Origin of the sequence: Nocardioides sp. WS12, from assembly GCF_014108865.1 — a bacterium.
Classification (GTDB): domain Bacteria; phylum Actinomycetota; class Actinomycetes; order Propionibacteriales; family Nocardioidaceae; genus Nocardioides.
In genome coordinates, this window is record NZ_CP053928.1 from 1,016,526 (window position 1) to 1,032,709 (window position 16,184).

13 protein-coding genes are annotated in these 16,184 nt (G+C 69.7%); 9 read left to right on the top strand and 4 right to left on the bottom strand.

Annotated features, from left to right (window positions below):
- The first annotated feature begins 97 nt into the window (after nt 1-97).
- From dacB to HRC28_RS04710, 7 genes are all read left to right on the top strand, one after another.
- Nucleotides 98-1,576, top strand: a complete 1,479-nt coding sequence (gene dacB / locus HRC28_RS04680; protein ID WP_182379010.1) for a D-alanyl-D-alanine carboxypeptidase/D-alanyl-D-alanine-endopeptidase — start codon at nt 98-100, stop codon at nt 1,574-1,576.
- Nucleotides 1,577-1,601: 25 nt separating this feature from the next.
- Entirely contained in the window at nt 1,602-2,651 is a 1,050-nt protein-coding gene (locus HRC28_RS04685; protein WP_237111702.1) for a zinc-dependent metalloprotease, read from the top strand.
- Nucleotides 2,652-2,678: 27 nt separating this feature from the next.
- The gene (gene tilS / locus HRC28_RS04690; protein ID WP_182379011.1) at nt 2,679-3,674 is read left to right on the top strand and encodes a tRNA lysidine(34) synthetase TilS; all 996 of its coding nucleotides are present in this window, start codon (nt 2,679-2,681) and stop codon (nt 3,672-3,674) included.
- Nucleotides 3,675-3,679: 5 nt separating this feature from the next.
- Complete coding sequence (gene hpt / locus HRC28_RS04695; RefSeq protein WP_182379012.1) at nt 3,680-4,231, top strand: hypoxanthine phosphoribosyltransferase; 552 nt, start codon at nt 3,680-3,682, stop codon at nt 4,229-4,231.
- Between the two features lie 96 nt (nt 4,232-4,327).
- Nucleotides 4,328-6,406, top strand: a complete 2,079-nt coding sequence (gene ftsH / locus HRC28_RS04700; protein WP_182379013.1) for an ATP-dependent zinc metalloprotease FtsH — start codon at nt 4,328-4,330, stop codon at nt 6,404-6,406.
- A 13-nt stretch (nt 6,407-6,419) separates the two neighbouring features.
- A complete protein-coding gene (gene folE, locus HRC28_RS04705) occupies nt 6,420-7,037 on the top strand; it encodes a GTP cyclohydrolase I FolE (RefSeq protein WP_182379014.1) in 618 nt (205 codons plus the stop codon).
- A 15-nt stretch (nt 7,038-7,052) separates the two neighbouring features.
- Nucleotides 7,053-8,249, top strand: a complete 1,197-nt coding sequence (locus HRC28_RS04710; RefSeq protein WP_182379015.1) for a TDP-N-acetylfucosamine:lipid II N-acetylfucosaminyltransferase — start codon at nt 7,053-7,055, stop codon at nt 8,247-8,249.
- On the opposite strand, the gene HRC28_RS04715 is transcribed toward HRC28_RS04710, so the two are convergent.
- Nucleotides 8,188-8,823 carry an acetyltransferase gene (locus tag HRC28_RS04715; protein ID WP_182379016.1) on the bottom strand — a complete coding sequence of 212 codons (636 nt, stop codon included), beginning with the start codon at nt 8,821-8,823 and terminating at the stop codon, nt 8,188-8,190. The two genes, HRC28_RS04710 and HRC28_RS04715, sit on opposite strands and share 62 nt — an antisense overlap.
- Complete coding sequence (locus tag HRC28_RS04720; protein ID WP_202033225.1) at nt 8,820-9,944, bottom strand: DegT/DnrJ/EryC1/StrS family aminotransferase; 1,125 nt, start codon at nt 9,942-9,944, stop codon at nt 8,820-8,822. The genes HRC28_RS04715 and HRC28_RS04720 overlap by 4 nt, the downstream gene beginning before the upstream one ends.
- A gap of 32 nt (nt 9,945-9,976) precedes the next feature.
- Here HRC28_RS04720 and HRC28_RS04725 point away from each other — a divergent pair, with 32 nt between their 5' ends.
- On the top strand, nt 9,977-11,239 hold the full coding sequence (locus HRC28_RS04725; protein ID WP_182379017.1) for a glycosyltransferase family 4 protein: 1,263 nt from the start codon (nt 9,977-9,979) through the stop codon (nt 11,237-11,239).
- Between the two features lie 56 nt (nt 11,240-11,295).
- Nucleotides 11,296-12,387, top strand: coding sequence for an acyltransferase (locus tag HRC28_RS04730; RefSeq protein ID WP_182379018.1), 1,092 nt, complete (start codon nt 11,296-11,298; stop codon nt 12,385-12,387).
- A 9-nt stretch (nt 12,388-12,396) separates the two neighbouring features.
- Here HRC28_RS04730 and HRC28_RS04735 read toward each other — a convergent pair whose 3' ends face one another.
- Both HRC28_RS04735 and HRC28_RS04740 read right to left on the bottom strand, forming a co-directional pair.
- The gene (locus HRC28_RS04735; protein WP_182379019.1) at nt 12,397-14,535 is read right to left on the bottom strand and encodes an acyltransferase family protein; all 2,139 of its coding nucleotides are present in this window, start codon (nt 14,533-14,535) and stop codon (nt 12,397-12,399) included.
- 2 nt (nt 14,536-14,537) lie between these two features.
- Complete coding sequence (locus tag HRC28_RS04740; RefSeq protein ID WP_182379020.1) at nt 14,538-16,118, bottom strand: glycosyltransferase family 4 protein; 1,581 nt, start codon at nt 16,116-16,118, stop codon at nt 14,538-14,540.
- Between the last annotated feature and the right edge of the window lie 66 nt (nt 16,119-16,184).

Here is a 16,184-nt window from a genome sequence, read left to right on the forward strand (position 1 = left end):
CGGGGGCGGCCGCTGGTTCTTCAGGCCTGCCCCACGTCGTTGTCGGCGTCATTGTCCCGCACAATGTCTCCGAACGCGCAGTCGGGGAGAGGGAAAAGTGGCCAGCAGCGACGAGGAGCGGGGTTCCGGGCGCCTGAAGAGGGCGTTCGGTGGGTTCGTCGTGGTCGCGCTGGTTGCCGGCGGCGGCGTCGCCTGGCAGACCGGATGGGCCGAGCAGCAGTGGGACGACTTCCGCAACGGGCAGTCGGGCGTGCCCGCCGACCCGGCCGCGGTGGCACCGCCGCCCGAGGTCGATGTGCCGGACGTCGTACTCCCGGGCGCGGTGGCGGAGCCGGCCAACGGGCTGGGCCCACTGAATCCCGCGGCGCTGAAGCAGGCGCTCGGCGACCTCAATGACACCGACCTCGGCGCCCACGTGCTGGCAGCCGTGGGGCCGCTGGACGGCACGGGCATCGCGTACGAGAAGGCCGAAGGCGCCGTCACGGCCATCCCGGCTTCGACCACGAAGATCGTGACGTCGGCGGTCGCGCTGTTCCTGCTCGGCGGGGACAAGGTCTTCAAGACCACGACCGTCCTCGACCGGAGCGGTACGACGCCCACCCTGACCCTGGTCGGGGGCGGCGACCCGTTCCTCTCGTCGAGTGCCCCGGAGCCCGCGACGGCGGGGTCGGCGACCTTCGAGCCGAAGCGGGCCAGCATCCGGACGCTCGCCCGGCTGACGGCTCGGGCGTTGAAGGCGGACGGCATCCTCTCGGTCCAGTTCGCGTACGACGACTCGCTGTTCTCCGGTCCGGCGATCAACCCGACCTGGGAGCCGGGCTACGTGCCCGATGACATTGCGCCGATCACTGCCCTGTGGGTGGACCAGGGCCGCGACCCGGATGGCTCGGGACGGGTCATGGCTCCGTCGGTGACCGCCGCGGAGCTGTTCCGCAAGGTGCTCGCCCGGAACGGCATCAAGACCACCGGTCGTACCGGCCATGCGGTGGCGCCGGCAGCGGCGACCCCGGTCAGTTCGGTGAGCAGTCCGACCGTCGCGCAGATCGTGCAGCGCCTGATCGAGGTCAGCGACAACTCGGCCGCCGAGGTCCTGTTGCGCCAGATCGGTGTCGCCGACCAGGGCGCTGGATCCTCCGCGGCCGGGCAGGCCGGCGTCGAGCGGGTGCTCGCTGCGAACGGCGTGAAGTTCGGTGATTCCGTCCTGTACGACGGCAGTGGGCTCTCGCGCGACAACCGACTCGAACCCGCCGTACTCATCGGTGTCCTGCGGATGGCGGCCGCCGACGCCCACCCCGAACTGCGCCCGCTGCTGGCCGCCCTGCCCGTCGCCGGTTTCACCGGTTCGCTCGCGAACCGGATGGACAGGGGCCCGGCTGCCGGACGCGGACGGGTGCGCGCCAAGACCGGAACCCTGTCGAACGTGTCGTCGCTCGCGGGGATCGCCGTCGACCGCGACGGCAACCTGATGGCGTTCGCGTTGATGGCCGACCGGATCAAGGATCCCAAGGAGACGCTGGCGCAGACGGCGCTGGACAACGCGGCGGCCAGCCTCGGCGCCTGCTCCTGCGGCCGCTGACCGCCCACGGCCTACGCTTCCTTCCATGTCCGAGCCGACCGCTGAACTCCCCCCGATGATCGACTGGGACCTCGCGGTGTCCCTCGGCTCGCGCCTGGCAGGTGAGGGACCGGTCGTGTCCCGGACCGAGGCCGACGACGCCGTGGCGGAGTTGCGGGCGGGCGCGAATCGTTCGACGGGGCTCGTGCGCGAGTTCACCGGACTCGACGCCCCCGACGGGACGGCCCCGATCCTCGTGGTCGACCGCCGCGGCTGGATCCAGGCCAATGCGGAGGCGTTCGCGGTCGCCACCCGCCCGATGGTCGAGAAGATGGTGGAGGCGAAGCCGCCGGGCCGCCTCGCGGTCAAGGTCGGTTCCAAGGTCACCGGCGCCGAGGTCGGAGGCCTGCTGGGCTTCCTGGCCGGCAAGGTGCTCGGGCAGTTCGACCCGTTCCACCCGCCGCACGGCCGGTTGCTCCTCGTCGCGCCGAACATCGTGCACGTCGAGCGTGAGCTCGAGGTCGACCCGCACGACTTCCGCCTGTGGGTCTGCCTGCACGAGGAGACCCACCGTGTGCAGTTCACGGCAGTGCCGTGGATGCGCGAGCACCTGTTCTCGGAGGTCGCCGCGATCAGCAACGCGGTCGACCCGAGCAGCTTCATCGACGGTGGTCTCGAACGCATCACCGACGCGGTCAAGTCCGCCCGCAGCGGCGGCAGCATCGTCGAGATGTTCAGCACCCCGGAGCAGCGCGAGATCCTCGACCGGGTCACGGGCATGATGTCGCTGCTCGAGGGCCATGCGGACGTGGTCATGGACGATGTCGGCCCCAGCGTGATCCCCAGCGTCGACAAGATCCGCGCGAAATTCACCCAGCGCCGCAAGGGCGTCGGCACCCTGGACCGCGTGCTGCGCCGACTGCTCGGCCTCGAGGCGAAGATGGCGCAGTACCGCGACGGCGCGCAGTTCGTCCGCGCCGTCGTCGACAAGGTCGGCATGGAGGAGTTCAACGCCGTGTGGGCCGGTCCGGAGAACCTCCCGAGCAAGGCCGAACTGAGCGACCCCGAGGGCTGGGTCCGCCGCGTCCTCAGCTGATGGGCACCGTCTGATGGGCACCGTCTGATGGGACTCCATCCGGCCGTCGCTGCGGTCCGTCAGGGAGTACGCCGATACCTCAACGGCCTGGACCGGGGCATGACCGTCCTGGTCGCCTGCTCGGGCGGTGCGGACTCCCTGGCCCTGCTGAGCGCGACGATCTTCGAGGGCCAGAAGGCAGGACTCCGGGTGATCGGCGCGACCGTCGACCACGGCCTGCAGGTCGGGTCGGCGGACCATGCTGGTCGCGTCGTCCTCCAGATGGCCGCGCTCGGAGCCGACGAGACGGCCTCGATCCGGGTCCAGGTCGACCCGGCCGGGCTGGGTGTCGAGGCGGCGGCCCGTCGCGCCCGGTACGAGGTCCTCGGGCAGTTGCGTGAGCACTTCGATGCCAAGTCGGTGCTCCTGGGCCACACCCGGGACGACCAGGCCGAGACCGTGTTGCTCGGGCTCGCCCGGGGCAGCGGTGCCCGCAGCATCGCCGGGATGCGCCGGTCGTTCGAGCACTACGACCGCCCGCTGCTCGACGTCGCCCGCGCCGACACGGTCGCGGCATGCCTGGCGGAGGGCATCGAGTTCTGGGACGACCCCCACAACGACGATCCGGTGTTCGCTCGGGTGCGGGTGCGCCAGCGGGTGCTGCCGGTCCTCGAGGACGAGCTCGGCCCGGGGATCGCCGCCACGCTGGCGCGCACCGCGGACCAGATCCGCGACGACGTCGAGGCCCTCGACGCGATCGCCCGGTCGGCGTACGAGGCGATGGTCTCGACAAGCTCGACCAACGGGACAAGCGTCGACCTGGGCGAACTCGACGAGGTGCCCCGCGCCGTCGCCACCCGGGTCCTGCGCCTGGCCGCGCTGGCCGCCGGTGCGCGCGACGCCGAGCTCTTCCACGTCCACGTCACAGCCCTGCACCAACTGGCGCTGGGGGCGATCAGCGGCGAGGTCCAGCTCCCGGGCCACGTGACGGCGTACCGCGATCGCTCCCACCTCCGGTTCCGCCCCACCGCTGTGGCAGGCTGACGCCCATGGACGCAGCAGACGTCGGCAACGACCTGGTCGAGGTTCTCTTCACCGAGGCCCAGATCCAGGCCCGGATCGCCGAAATGGCCGCCGTGATCGACCGCGACTACAACGGCAAGGACCTCGTCCTGGTGGGCGTCCTGCGGGGTGCGGTCATGGTCATGGCCGACCTGTCGCGCGCCCTGACGAAGCACGTCGAGATGGACTGGATGGCCGTGTCGTCGTACGGCTCGGGGACGAAGTCCTCCGGTGTGGTGCGGATCCTCAAGGACCTCGACGCCGACATCACCGGGCGCCACGTCCTGATCGTCGACGAGATCATCGACACCGGCCTGACCCTGTCGTGGCTGACGTCCAACCTGGGCTCCCGGGGCCCGGCGAGCGTCGAGATCGCGACCCTGTTGCGCAAGCCCGAGGCCCTGACGATGCCCATCGAGGCCAAGTACGTCGGCTGGGACATCCCCAACGAGTTCGTGGTCGGCTACGGCCTCGACTACCGCGAGAAGTACCGCAACCTGCGCGACATCGGCACCCTCTCGCCTTCCGTCTACTCGTGAATGGTGCTCCGGTCACCAGGGACCGGACACAATGGCAGAGTTGTCGGCGTGTACCGTCGACTGATTCTGATGTGATGACGAGGAGCGGTTGAGTCTGTGAAGCGCGTTTTCAGGGGGCCTTGGCTCTGGATCGTCGTTGCGGTGTTCGCCGTGGTCCTTGCCCTGCAGTTGCTCGCGCCCGGTGGAGGGTACGACGAGGTCCAGACGTCCCAGTTGTCGAAGTACATCGACAAGGGCGAGGTCAAGGACATCACCTTCATCGATGGTGACCAGTCGATCGAGGCCACTCTCGACAAGGGCACCCGCAAGACCGGCGACAAGGTGCTCGCCTACTACATCAACGGCCAGCAGGAAACGATCCTCGCGGCTGTTGACGAGCAGGTCGCCAAGGGCACCATCGAGAAGGCCAACTCGAAGAACCCCAAGCCCAGCCTGCTCGGCTCGATCCTCGCGACGCTGCTGCCCTTCGCGCTCATCATCTTGCTGTTCATCTTCTTGATGAACAACGTGCAGGGTGGCGGCAAGGGCGTCATGCAGTTCGGCAAGTCCAAGGCCAAGATGATCAGCAAGGACATGCCCAAGACCACGTTCGCCGACGTCGCTGGTTGCGACGAAGCGATCGAGGAGCTCGGCGAGATCAAGGAGTTCCTCCAGGAGCCCGCCAAGTTCCAGGCCGTCGGCGCCAAGATCCCCAAGGGCGTGCTGCTCTACGGCTCGCCCGGTACCGGCAAGACCCTGCTCGCCCGCGCCGTTGCCGGCGAGGCCGGCGTGCCGTTCTACTCGATCTCCGGCTCGGACTTCGTCGAGATGTTCGTCGGTGTCGGTGCCTCGCGTGTCCGTGACCTGTTCGAACAGGCCAAGGAGAACGCCCCCGCGATCGTCTTCATCGACGAGATCGATGCCGTGGGTCGCCACCGCGGTGCCGGCATGGGTGGCGGTCACGACGAGCGCGAGCAGACCCTCAACCAGCTCCTGGTGGAGATGGACGGCTTCGACGTCCGCGGCGGAGTCATTCTGATCGCCGCGACGAACCGTCCCGACGTGCTCGACCCGGCACTGCTGCGTCCGGGCCGCTTCGACCGCCAGATCCCCGTGGACGCGCCTGACCTGGCCGGCCGCAAGCAGATCCTCGACGTGCACTCGCGGGGCAAGCCGCTCTACACCGACGTCGACCTCCTGGCCGTTGCCCGTCGTACGCCCGGCTTCTCGGGTGCCGACCTCGCCAACGTGCTCAACGAGGCGGCGCTGCTCACGGCGCGCAACAACAAGAAGGTCATCGACGCGGCGACGCTCGACGAGGCGATCGACCGCGTCATCGCGGGCCCGCAGCGTCGTACCCGCCTGATGACGGAGAAGGAAAAGCTGATCACCGCCTACCACGAGGGCGGCCACGCCCTCGTCGCAGCGGCGCTGCCGGGTGGCGACCCGGTCCACAAGATCACGATCCTGCCGCGCGGCCGGGCCCTCGGTTACACGATGGTGCTCCCGGATGAGGACAAGTACTCCCAGACCCGTTCGGAGATGCTCGACAAGCTCGCCTACATGCTGGGCGGCCGGGCGGCCGAGGAGATGGTCTTCCACGACCCGACCACCGGCGCCGGCAACGACATCGAGAAGGCGACCAGCGTCGCCCGCGCGATGGTCACCCAGTACGGCATGACCGAGCGCCTCGGTGCGATCAAGCTCGGCGAGGCTGCTGGCGAACCCTTCATGGGTCGCGACATGGGTCATGGCCGCGGCTACTCCGAGGACGTCGCCGCGATCATCGACGAGGAGACCAAGCTGCTCCTCGCCGGTGCGCACCAGGAGGCCTTCGACATCCTGGTCGAGAACCGCGACGTGCTCGACCAGCTCGTGCTGGCGCTGCTCGACAAGGAGACGCTCGACAAGGCCGAGGTCGCGGAGGTCTTCACCGCACTGCGGCTGCGTCCCCGTCGTCCGGCCTGGACCGGTTCGCCGACGCGCATCCCCTCCGAGATCCCCCCGGTGGAGATCCCCGAGGAGATCCGGCGTCGGGCGGCGCAGAACGGCCTCACGGTCAACGGAGCACCCGCGGCAGAATCGGACAGCGGTCAGATCTTGACCCCTCCGGGTCCGGACGGTGACGTCCACGGCGGTGCCCCGATCCTTCCGCCCAATGACCCGCAGCCGCCCGCACCCTCTGCCGGCACCTGACAGAAGGACCCTGATGGCCGACCCGATCACCGTGCCTGCACGGGAGCCTGCTGACGTGCCTGCGTTCGACCATGACCGGGCCGAGGCCGCCGTCCGGGAGCTGCTCGCAGCGATCGGGGAGGACCCCGAGCGCGAGGGCCTGCGGGAGACGCCGGCCCGGGTGGCACGGGCGTACGCCGAGCTCACTGCCGGTCTGCGGATGACCGCTGAGGACGTCCTCACGACGACATTCGACATCGGGCACGACGAGATGGTCCTGGTGCGCGACATCGAGTTGTGGTCGATGTGCGAGCACCACCTGGTGCCGTTCACGGGGGTCGCCCACGTCGGCTACATCCCCGCCGAGAGCGGCAAGATCACCGGGCTGTCCAAGCTGGCCCGGCTCGTCGACGTCTACGCCAAGCGCCCCCAGGTCCAGGAGCGACTCACCACCCAGGTGGCCGACTCGCTGATGGAACTGCTCGACGCCCGCGGCGTGATCGTGGTGATCGAGGCCGAGCACCTCTGCATGACGATGCGGGGTGTCCGCAAAGCCGGTGCCCGCACGATCACCTCGGCGATCCGCGGTTCCATGCACAACCCGGCGACCCGGGCCGAGGCCATGAGTCTGATCATCAACGGAACCCGGTAGGCCAGAACCCACCCGATGAAGATCTTCCACATCGGTTCGGACTCCCACTTCGTCGACTACCTCGTCGCACGGTTCGAGCGACTGGCCCCGGGCGCCAACGTGCTCGTGCAGGCCACCAGCAGGGAGCCGCGCTCCGGGGAGTTCACCGGTCCGAGTTCCTGGGTGTTGCCGACGGCCGAGAACGTCGACCTCGTCGTCGAACAGCTCCAGGAAGCCGATGTCGTCGTCGTACACGCGATGTCCGACTTCGCGGCCCTGGTGTGTGCACAGTTGCCGCCCGACGTGGTCGTGGTGTGGAGCGGCTTCGGCTTCGACTACTACCGCGGCGAGGCGGCCGCGGACCTGTACGGCGTACGAACCCTCAACCTGCTGAAGCGCGTGCACCGCGGCAAGGTCCCCGATCGGCTGGGACGACTCGTCGTCGAGGGGCAAGCCGGCTCACTGGAGGGTGCCGCGCTCGACATGGTGCGGCAGACGGTCGCCCGGCGCACCGACTTCTTCTCGGCCCCGGCGCCGCCGGACCTCGACGTCTTCACCCGCGCCTTCCCGGGCTTCCGCGGGGAGTACCGACAGCTCAACTACGGGGACGTCGCTTCGATGTGCCGTGCTGGCGATGCCGTGGCCAACGGCGACGACATCCTCGTGGGCAACTCGGCGGCGTGGACGAACAACCACCTGGAAACCTTTCGGCGGCTCGCCGATGCCGACCTGGGCTCGCGCCGCGTCGTCGTACCCCTCACCTACGGGGACGCCGCCTACCGCGACGGGGTGATCCGGGGCGGTGAGCGGCTCCTCGGTGAGCGCTTCTTCCCGATCGTCGAGCACCTGCCGATCGACGAGTACCTCGAGATCCTCGCGGGGTGCGGAACTGCTGTGTTCCTGCACCGCCGCCAACAGGGCCTGGGCAATATCGTCGCTGCGGTGCAGCAGGGCACCCACGTCTACCTGGACCGCCGCAACCCGCTCTACACGTGGTTGCGAGAGCTCGGGCTCGAGATCCATCCTGCGGCCAGGCTCAAGGAGCCCCTACCCGAGGGGCCGGTGGAGGCCGACGCACTGGCGCGGCACCGTGAGGTGCTCGAGGGTTTCTGGGGAACCGACCGGGTGGAGGCCAACCTGACCCGGTTCGTAGCGGAGCTGGAGAAGCGGGTCAGCGCTTCTGCACGGCGGGCACGCCGGCAACGAGTGCTCCCGGGGCGACGGAACCGGTGACGACTGCTCCGGCCGCCACGACGGCGCCGGCGCCGATCACCAGCCGCTCGGTGGCGGTTCCGTTGATGACGGTGACCCCGGTCCCGAGGAACGCACCGCGTTCGACGGTGACGTGTCCGGCGATGTGCACTCCCGGGGACAGGGTCACGTAGTCCTCCAGGACCGCGTCGTGACTGACGGTGCAGCCGACGTTGACGTGGACGTGCCGGCCCAGGGCGATGTCGGTGGTCAGGACGCTGCCGGCGGCCACCACGCTCCCGGGCCCGAACCGCACCCGATCGGGTGAGTGCTCGACGCGCGGATGGATCAGGGTGGTCGCCACCAGCCCCGCCGTCTCGCACGCCCGCGCGGCACGCTCGCGGATCGCCGGGTCGCCGATCGCGGCCACGTAGAGCCCACCGCGGGTGACGTCGGCCAGGAGGCGGACCGGATGGCCGTGCACCGGCCCGCTGAGGTGGCTCTCGTCGTCGACCAGGAAGACCAGGTCCAGGTCCTCGCCGTGGACGTCCCGGGCCAGCCAGGCCAGTTCCCGGCCGTGCCCACCGGCGCCGAAGATGTGGAGGAGCTGCGTCATCGGCCGGCCTGGGCCCGGATCAGGCCGGTGATCAGTTCGATGTCGGCGACACTCACTGCGCTGCCAGTGGGCAGGACGACGACCTCACCGGCCACCTGCTCGGTCACGGGCAGGGTGTCGCCCGCGTCGGGGTCGAGGTCGCGGTACGGCGCCATCTTGTGGCATCCCGGCCAGAAGTAGCGACGGGCGAGGACGTTCTCCTGCTGCAGGGCCTCGACCAGGGCGTCCCGGGTGGTTCCGGCGCCCTCCTTCACCTGGAGGACGACGTACTGGAAGTTGTTCGCCTCGTCGGGATCGAACGACATCAGCTCCAGGCCCGGAACGTCGGCCAGCCCGGCGGCGTACGCGGCGTGATTGCGCTGGTTGACGGCGATCGTCGCGGACAGCGTCTCGAGGTTGGTCAGTCCCATGGCGGCGCAGACTTCGATCATCTTGCCGTTGGTGCCGGGGTGGATGACGTTGTCGTATCCAGCGAAGCCGAAGTTGCGCATCAGGCGGGCCTTCTCGGCGACCTCGTCGTCGTCCGTCATCACCGCCCCGCCCTCGAAGCTGTTGAAGAACTTCGTGGCGTGGAAGCTGAACACCTCGGCGCGACCGAAGCTGCCGATCATCCGGCCCCGGTGGGTGCAGGCGAAGGCATGGGCGGCGTCGAAGAGCAGTTCGAGGCCGTTTTCGTCCGCGATGGCCTGGAGTTCCTCGACCGCCGCGGGCTGACCCCACAGGTGCACGCCGATGATGCCGGTGGTCCGCGGCGTGATCGCGCGCCGCACGGATTCGGGGTCCAGCGTGTGGGTCGTCGGGTCGATGTCGGCGAACACAGGGGTGATGCCCTGCCAGTGCAGGGCGTGAGCCGTCGCGATGAACGTGTACGACGGCACGATCACCTCGCCCTCGAGCCCGAGCGCGCGGATGGCGATCTCCAGGGCGATGGTGCCGTTGCATGTCGCCACGCAGTGCTTGACGCCGGCCATCTCGGCCAGGCGGGACTCGAACTCGCGGACCACCGGGCCGTCGTTGGAGAACCAGCCGCGGTCGAAGATCTCGCCGACCCGGGTCAGGAAGGCCTCACGATCACCCATGTTGGGCCGGCCGACATGGCGGGGTTCCTCAAACACAGGCACCCGGCGACTCTACTGAACTACCCTGTCGGCTCATGCGCGTGCTCCAGGCGCCGGTCAACATCGCCAATCAGCCGTGGCTGATGGCCCAGGGACTTCGTCAGGCCGGACACGAGGTCGAGGTCTGGCAATTCCGGGAGCATCCCTTCGGGTATCCGGTCGATCGGACCGTCGACGTGACGGCCGGCCCGTTGGCGATCCTCCGCACCTTGATGGAGGCGGTCGAGCAGGGCTTCGACGTCGTGCACTTCCACTACGCGAGTTCGCTGGTGCCCCAGCGCGAGTTCCTGCCCTGGTTCTGGGACCTGCCGGTGTGGCGGTCGCTCGGCGTGACGGTGGTGTTCACCTTCCACGGCTCGGACGCGCGCCTGCGGAGCCATCACATCGCCGACGACACGTGGAGCTACTACCGGTTCGCAGACGTTCCCTGCGATGAGGACCTGATCACCACGCGGCTGGCGGTCATTCGCCGGTACGCCTCCCACATGACCGTGGGCAGCGTGCTCGACCTGCCTTACGTCGACGAGGGTGTGTACGTCCCGAAGATCGTCGACACCGACGGCATCCGGGTGGGCGCGCCACCCGACCGGGCCCGGGCGGTCGTCGCCCACGCTCCGAGCCGCCGCTCGACCAAGGGCACGGACATCGTGTTGCAGTCGCTCGACACCCTTCGCGAGGAGGGGGTCCCGTTCGACCTGGACCTGATCGAGGGGGTCAGCAACGCCGAGGCGCTGGCCAGGATGGGCCGCGCGGACATCGTGGTGGAGAAGCTGCTCGGTGGAGACGCGGGAGTGACGTCGCTCGAGGCGATGGCGCTGGGTCGGGTGGCCGTCGCGCGCATCCGTGACCAGGTTCGGGAGCGGCACCCCGCGATGCCGGTCGTCTCGGCGTCGCCGGACACCTTCCTGGACGTCATGCGCGGGCTCCTCACGGACCCTGAGCGCCGGGTGCGCCTGGGGCAGGAGGGTCGGCAGTACGTCGAGACCGAGCACTCGCCGGCCGTGGTCGGTCGCCTCCTGGAGGAGCTCTACCGATCACCCGGCCGCCCGGGCATCCCGGCCTTCCCCGACTGGACCGTGCCGCCCACCGAAGCGGCGTTGGAGGTCCTGCGGACCCGCCTCGAGAAGGAGCGGGCCGAACGAGTCCGACTGCGGGGGCGGACCAAGGAGCTGCGCGGCAAGCTCCAGGTCAAGCGCGCCGAGCTGCTGGAGGCGCAGCAGGAGATCGCCGCGCTCAAGCGCCGCACGGCCCGCGGACTGGCGGGGCGGGCGTGGCGTCGCGCCGTCGTACGGCGTTAGCGGCGGCTTCCGGGCTGCCTGCGCGTTGCACCGCACCCTGAAATAGGATGCGTCCGGTGACTTTGAGCGAAAAGGATGTTCGCCCGCAGACCGCCGCGTCGGCCCATCGCTGGGACTACGACGTCCTGCGCATCCTGGCGATCCTTGGCGTCGTCGCCATTCACGTCTTCGGCCTGATCCTGGGGCGACCTGACCTGCGCGGCACGGACACCTGGAACTTCGCGGTCATCCTCGCCATCGGCAGCAACTGGTGCGTCCCGATGTTCGTCATGGTCAGCGGCGCCTTGCTGCTCGCGCCACGGGCGCATGCGGCCGGCCCCGGAGCGTTCCTGAAGAAGCGGGCGGTGCGCCTGCTGCCAGCGGTGATCGTGTGGCACCTGGTCTATCTCGTGGTCGTCCGTCACTGGATCCTGCAGGCGGACCTGGTCCCGGAGACCGTTGCGGTGAACTTCATCGACGGCAAGGTCTACACGGCGCTGTACTTCCTGTGGCTGATCCTCGGCCTGTACGTCGTTGCGCCTGTCATCGCGGCCTTCCTGCGCGACGGGGACGCGCGCCGCGCGCAGATCACGGCCATCGTTGCCTGCTTGTGGGGCGCGGCGCTGCTGGTGCTGCCCCTGGTCGCGACCCAGTTGGGCTTCCCGCGCACCCGCACCGACACGGCCATCACGCTGTGGATTCCGTACGTCGGGCTCTTCATCGCCGGGTACGCCTGGCGGGAGCCCCGGGCCGAGGGTCGCCGCTGGATCTGGGCAGGCGGGATCGCGGTCGCCCTGGTGACACTCGACATCTGGCTGTTCAACGTCGCTCCCGACTTCGCCTGGCTGCGCGCGTTCCTCCCGGTGCACTACGTCTCGCTCCCGACGGTCGGGGCCGCGCTCGCCATCTACCTGTGCGTGATCGACCTCTGCGCACGCCTGCGGCCGAAGGAGCGGGTGGTGAAGGTCATCGGGGCGATCGGCAGTGCAACCTTCGGGGTGTTCCTGGTGCATCTGCTGCTCGTTGCGGTGGTCCGCCGCTGGTGGCCGGACCTGTACGCCGACCCGGCCCCTGTGGCCAAGCTCGAGCTCTACGCGATGGTGGTCGTCGCATCCTTCGCGATCAGCGTGGCCGCCGCCCGCGTGCCCTGGTTGCGCCGGATCTTCTGAAACCGGCGGCTACGGCGTCCCGGCGGACGCGAGGTGGTCCTTGACCAGCGGCACCAGTTTGTTGGCGAGGTCCGGTGCCAGCACCTTCACCCAGGTCGCCGTGATGTGCGAGCCCTGCCGATAGGTGAGCACGTTCCGGATCACCGCCTTGCAGACGCCATCGGGGCAGACCAGCGGATTCATGTCGATGAAGGCAGCGTCGTCGACCTGCTCGGCCGCCTCCTTCATCGCGAGGTTGCTGCTCGACTCGGCATACGGCCAGGAGCAGTCGTCGCCCGCGGTGGCCGCGTCGTGCTCGGCCACGCATTCGTACGCGTTCGCGCCGATCTCCGGTGACGGACTCGGGGTGTCGGACAGGGCGATCACCCGGGTGCCCTGGTCGGTGAACTGCTGCCAGTAGCTGACGTAGCCCGCCACGAGGCCCTCGAGGGTCTCCTTGCCGTCGGCATCGGCCGCAGCCTTGCGCAGGCCGGTCGTGATCAGCACCTGGGGGCGGTCCTTGCCCTTGGCCTCGGAAAGGCGCCGGAACACTTCCTGGCCCCATTCCCGGCATTCGGGGAAGGGTTTGCCGGCGACGAACGTCATCGTGTCGGTGAACGTGCAGCCGCCCTTGGTGTAGATCCGCACCCGCCAGTGGTTGGCCTCGGCGATCGCGTCGATGGCCGGCATCCACTGGGCGACCTTGGAGTCGCCGACGACGACCACCAAGGGACCGCCGTCGGGGTCGCCGCTGTCGCAGGCCTTCACGTCGGTGTCGTAGACCTCGACGGCGCAGCCCTTCTCGTACAGGGCAGGGGAGTCGAGGACCGCGTCCACCGGATCCGGAGTGATCACGTCGAAGAGGGGGGTGGTGTCGGCGGACGGGGGACTGGTCTCCGCGCCGCGCAGTTGTTCGGGGACCAACTGGATGCCGGCACCCCCGATCCCGCTGGCCGTGCCTCGCGACTGCAGGACTGCGCCCTGGAGGACGAGGCCGGCAACGGCGGCGACCAGGGTGCAGTTCAGGCCGATGGACAGGGCCAGGCGTGGCGAGGCTGCGATCGCCTTCGAGTGGCGCACGGGGCTCTCGACGAAGCGGTACGACAGCCAGGCCGGAACGACGGAGAGTACGACGACGAGGAGACCCTGGGCCGCGGAGAGCTCCCCCCACTGCCACGTGGCGAACCGCAGGGCTGGCCAGTGCCACAGGTAGAGCGAGTACGACAGTCCGCCCACCCAGACGAACAGTGGATTGCCGAGCAGGCGACCCACGCCGGTGTGCCCGGCGGCGAAGCCCCCGATGATGACGGCGGCCGTGCCCAGCGTCGGCACGAGAGCGCCGGGTGCGGGCCATGCGGTCTGCGTGGACTGCAGCATCAGGCCCGTACCGAGGACGGCGAGTCCGGCCAGGACCAGGGCCTGTCCGGCCCGCCGGGACAGCCGGTCCCACTGGGTCGCGCCGAGCGCCACGAGCGCGCCGATGCCGAGCTCCCACAGTCGCGTCGGGGTGACGAAGAAGGCCTCGGAGGGACGCTCGGCGGTGAGCCAGAAGGCGCACAGGAGCGACGGGATGACGATGACGAGGGTCAGGCCGATCGCCAGGATTGCCCGCCGCGGCGGCGCCGAGTCGTCGCGTCGGCGGCGCTTGCCGCCCACCCACAGGAGGCCCAACAGCACCAGCGGCCAGATGAAGTAGAACTGCTCCTCCACCGCCAGTGACCAGAAGTGCAGGACCGGGGACGGCGCGACGTCCTCGGCCATGTAGTCGACGGAGCGGGCCGAGAAGACCCAGTTCACGACATACGTCGCGGCGCCGATGATGTCGGTGGAGATGGCCTGCCACTGCACCCGCGAGACCATGAGCCACGACATCAGCGTCGTGACGACGAGGACCACCGCCGCGGCGGGCAGCAGTCGCCGGGCGCGGCGGGCGTAGAACCCGGGCAAGCTGATCCGGCCGGTGCGCTCCAGTTCGCGCAGCAACTGGGCCGTGATCACGAAGCCGGACACGACGAAGAAGATGTCGACGCCGGCGAAACCGCCGCCGGGGATGGCCAGCCCGGCGTGGTGCAACAGCACCACCGACACTGCGACGGCGCGGAGACCTTCGATGTCGGGACGGAACTGCGCGGCTCCGGGTCGTTCGTCGGGGGTCCGGTGGGCGTTCACGGTCAGGACGGTCCAGCCAGCGACTGGACGCCCGCGCGGTACACGCCGTCGAGGATCTCGGCCTGCCGCTCCCAGGTCCACTCCGAGAGGGGGACCCGGTCGTCGTACGCGCTGCGATAGCGAGCCGGATCGGCCAGCACGGCCAGGGTGGCGCGGGTGAAGTCGGCGACGTCGTCGGCGATGAAGACCTCGCCCTGCCCGGTCGCCTTCACCTGGGTCGACATGGCGCGCACGTCGCTGACCACGATCGGCAGCCGGGCGTGGCTGTACTCGAAGAACTTGGTGATCAGTGCGATCTCGTGGTTCGGGAAGTGCTGGATCGGGATCAGTCCGACGTCGGCGGAGGAGAGGTACTCCACGACGTGCTCGGGAGCGACGTACGGCAGCAGGTGCAGTCGGTCCGCGACCCCCAGTTCCTGCGCGCGCTCGACGACCTCGACGACAGGAGCCGACTCGGGCACGGCGACGACGAGGGCCACGTGCACACCGGGCATCGCGGGCAGCGACTCGATCACGGTGCCGAGACCGCGCTGCCGTGACGGCGAACCGCTGTAGACGAGGATCGGGGTCTCGGGGCCGACACCGCACAGCTCACGCACACCCGGACGGGCCGAGCCGTCGTCGGTGGCGATGGTCGGGCAGTTCAGCACGACCGACGGCGTCCGGGACAGGCCGTGTCGTTCGACGAGCAGCTCGGCGAGCTCCCCGGACACGGTCACCACTTCGTCGGCGTACGCGGCGAACTCGCGTTCGTGCGCCATCTGCGCGACGTGCCACCGGGGGTGGTCGTTCCACGGCTTGGCGCCGGGCAGGAACTCGTGGGCGTCCCAGACCAGGGCGATCTTCCGACCCTGCAGCACGCCGCGCATCTTGGCGCGTGCCCCGGCGCCGAGCATCCGGAAGTCGTTGGCGTGGATGACGTCGGGGCGGAGCTTGTCGATCGCGGGGCCGTAGGCCGCCTCGAAGTCCCACAGGTGGCTGTCCAGCTGGCGCCAGGCCTTCGGCCCGCCCACCTTGACGTGGAACCAGGTGGCGGCGCGGTCCAGCGGGGCCGTCTGGGTCCGGCGCTTGCGGCGTACGGACTCCGTCGCCCGCGAACGCAGGCCGACCAGGTCGCCGAGCGCCTTGGCCAGTGCCCGACGCGGCAGCTGGCTGACCGGCTGGGCCCGGTGCAGGGTGCGGTCCTTGGCGAGTGCCGCGTTCCGGGCACGAGCCAGCCGCAGAGTCACGTCGGCGCGGCGGCGATCTGCAGCGAGCTGCTGCTGACGCTCACGTTCCTGGGAGCCGAACGCCAGGGGGTTGCGCCAGCGGGGGCTGCGGGCCTCGTAGGGCCGACGGTTGGTGGTGACCTTGAGCAGCCGCACCTGGGCGCCGCCGAGCTCCCACCGCGCCGTTTCGCCACGCGGGGCCAGTCCGAGCACGCGGACGTCCCAGCCGTGCTCCGCCATGGAGGTGGCCTGCTTCTGCACCCGGGAGTCCCGGCGCACGTCGTTGTCGACGAGGATCACCACGCGTGGGCGCCGGTCGGGCGCGTCGTCGGCATCCGGGACGTCGTCGGTTCGAGCATCGCCGGGCGGCAACATCGCGTTGGGCTCCCCACTTGTGGATCGTGCGGTCCCGGGTTCGGGATCGCACCGCCGTACGATACC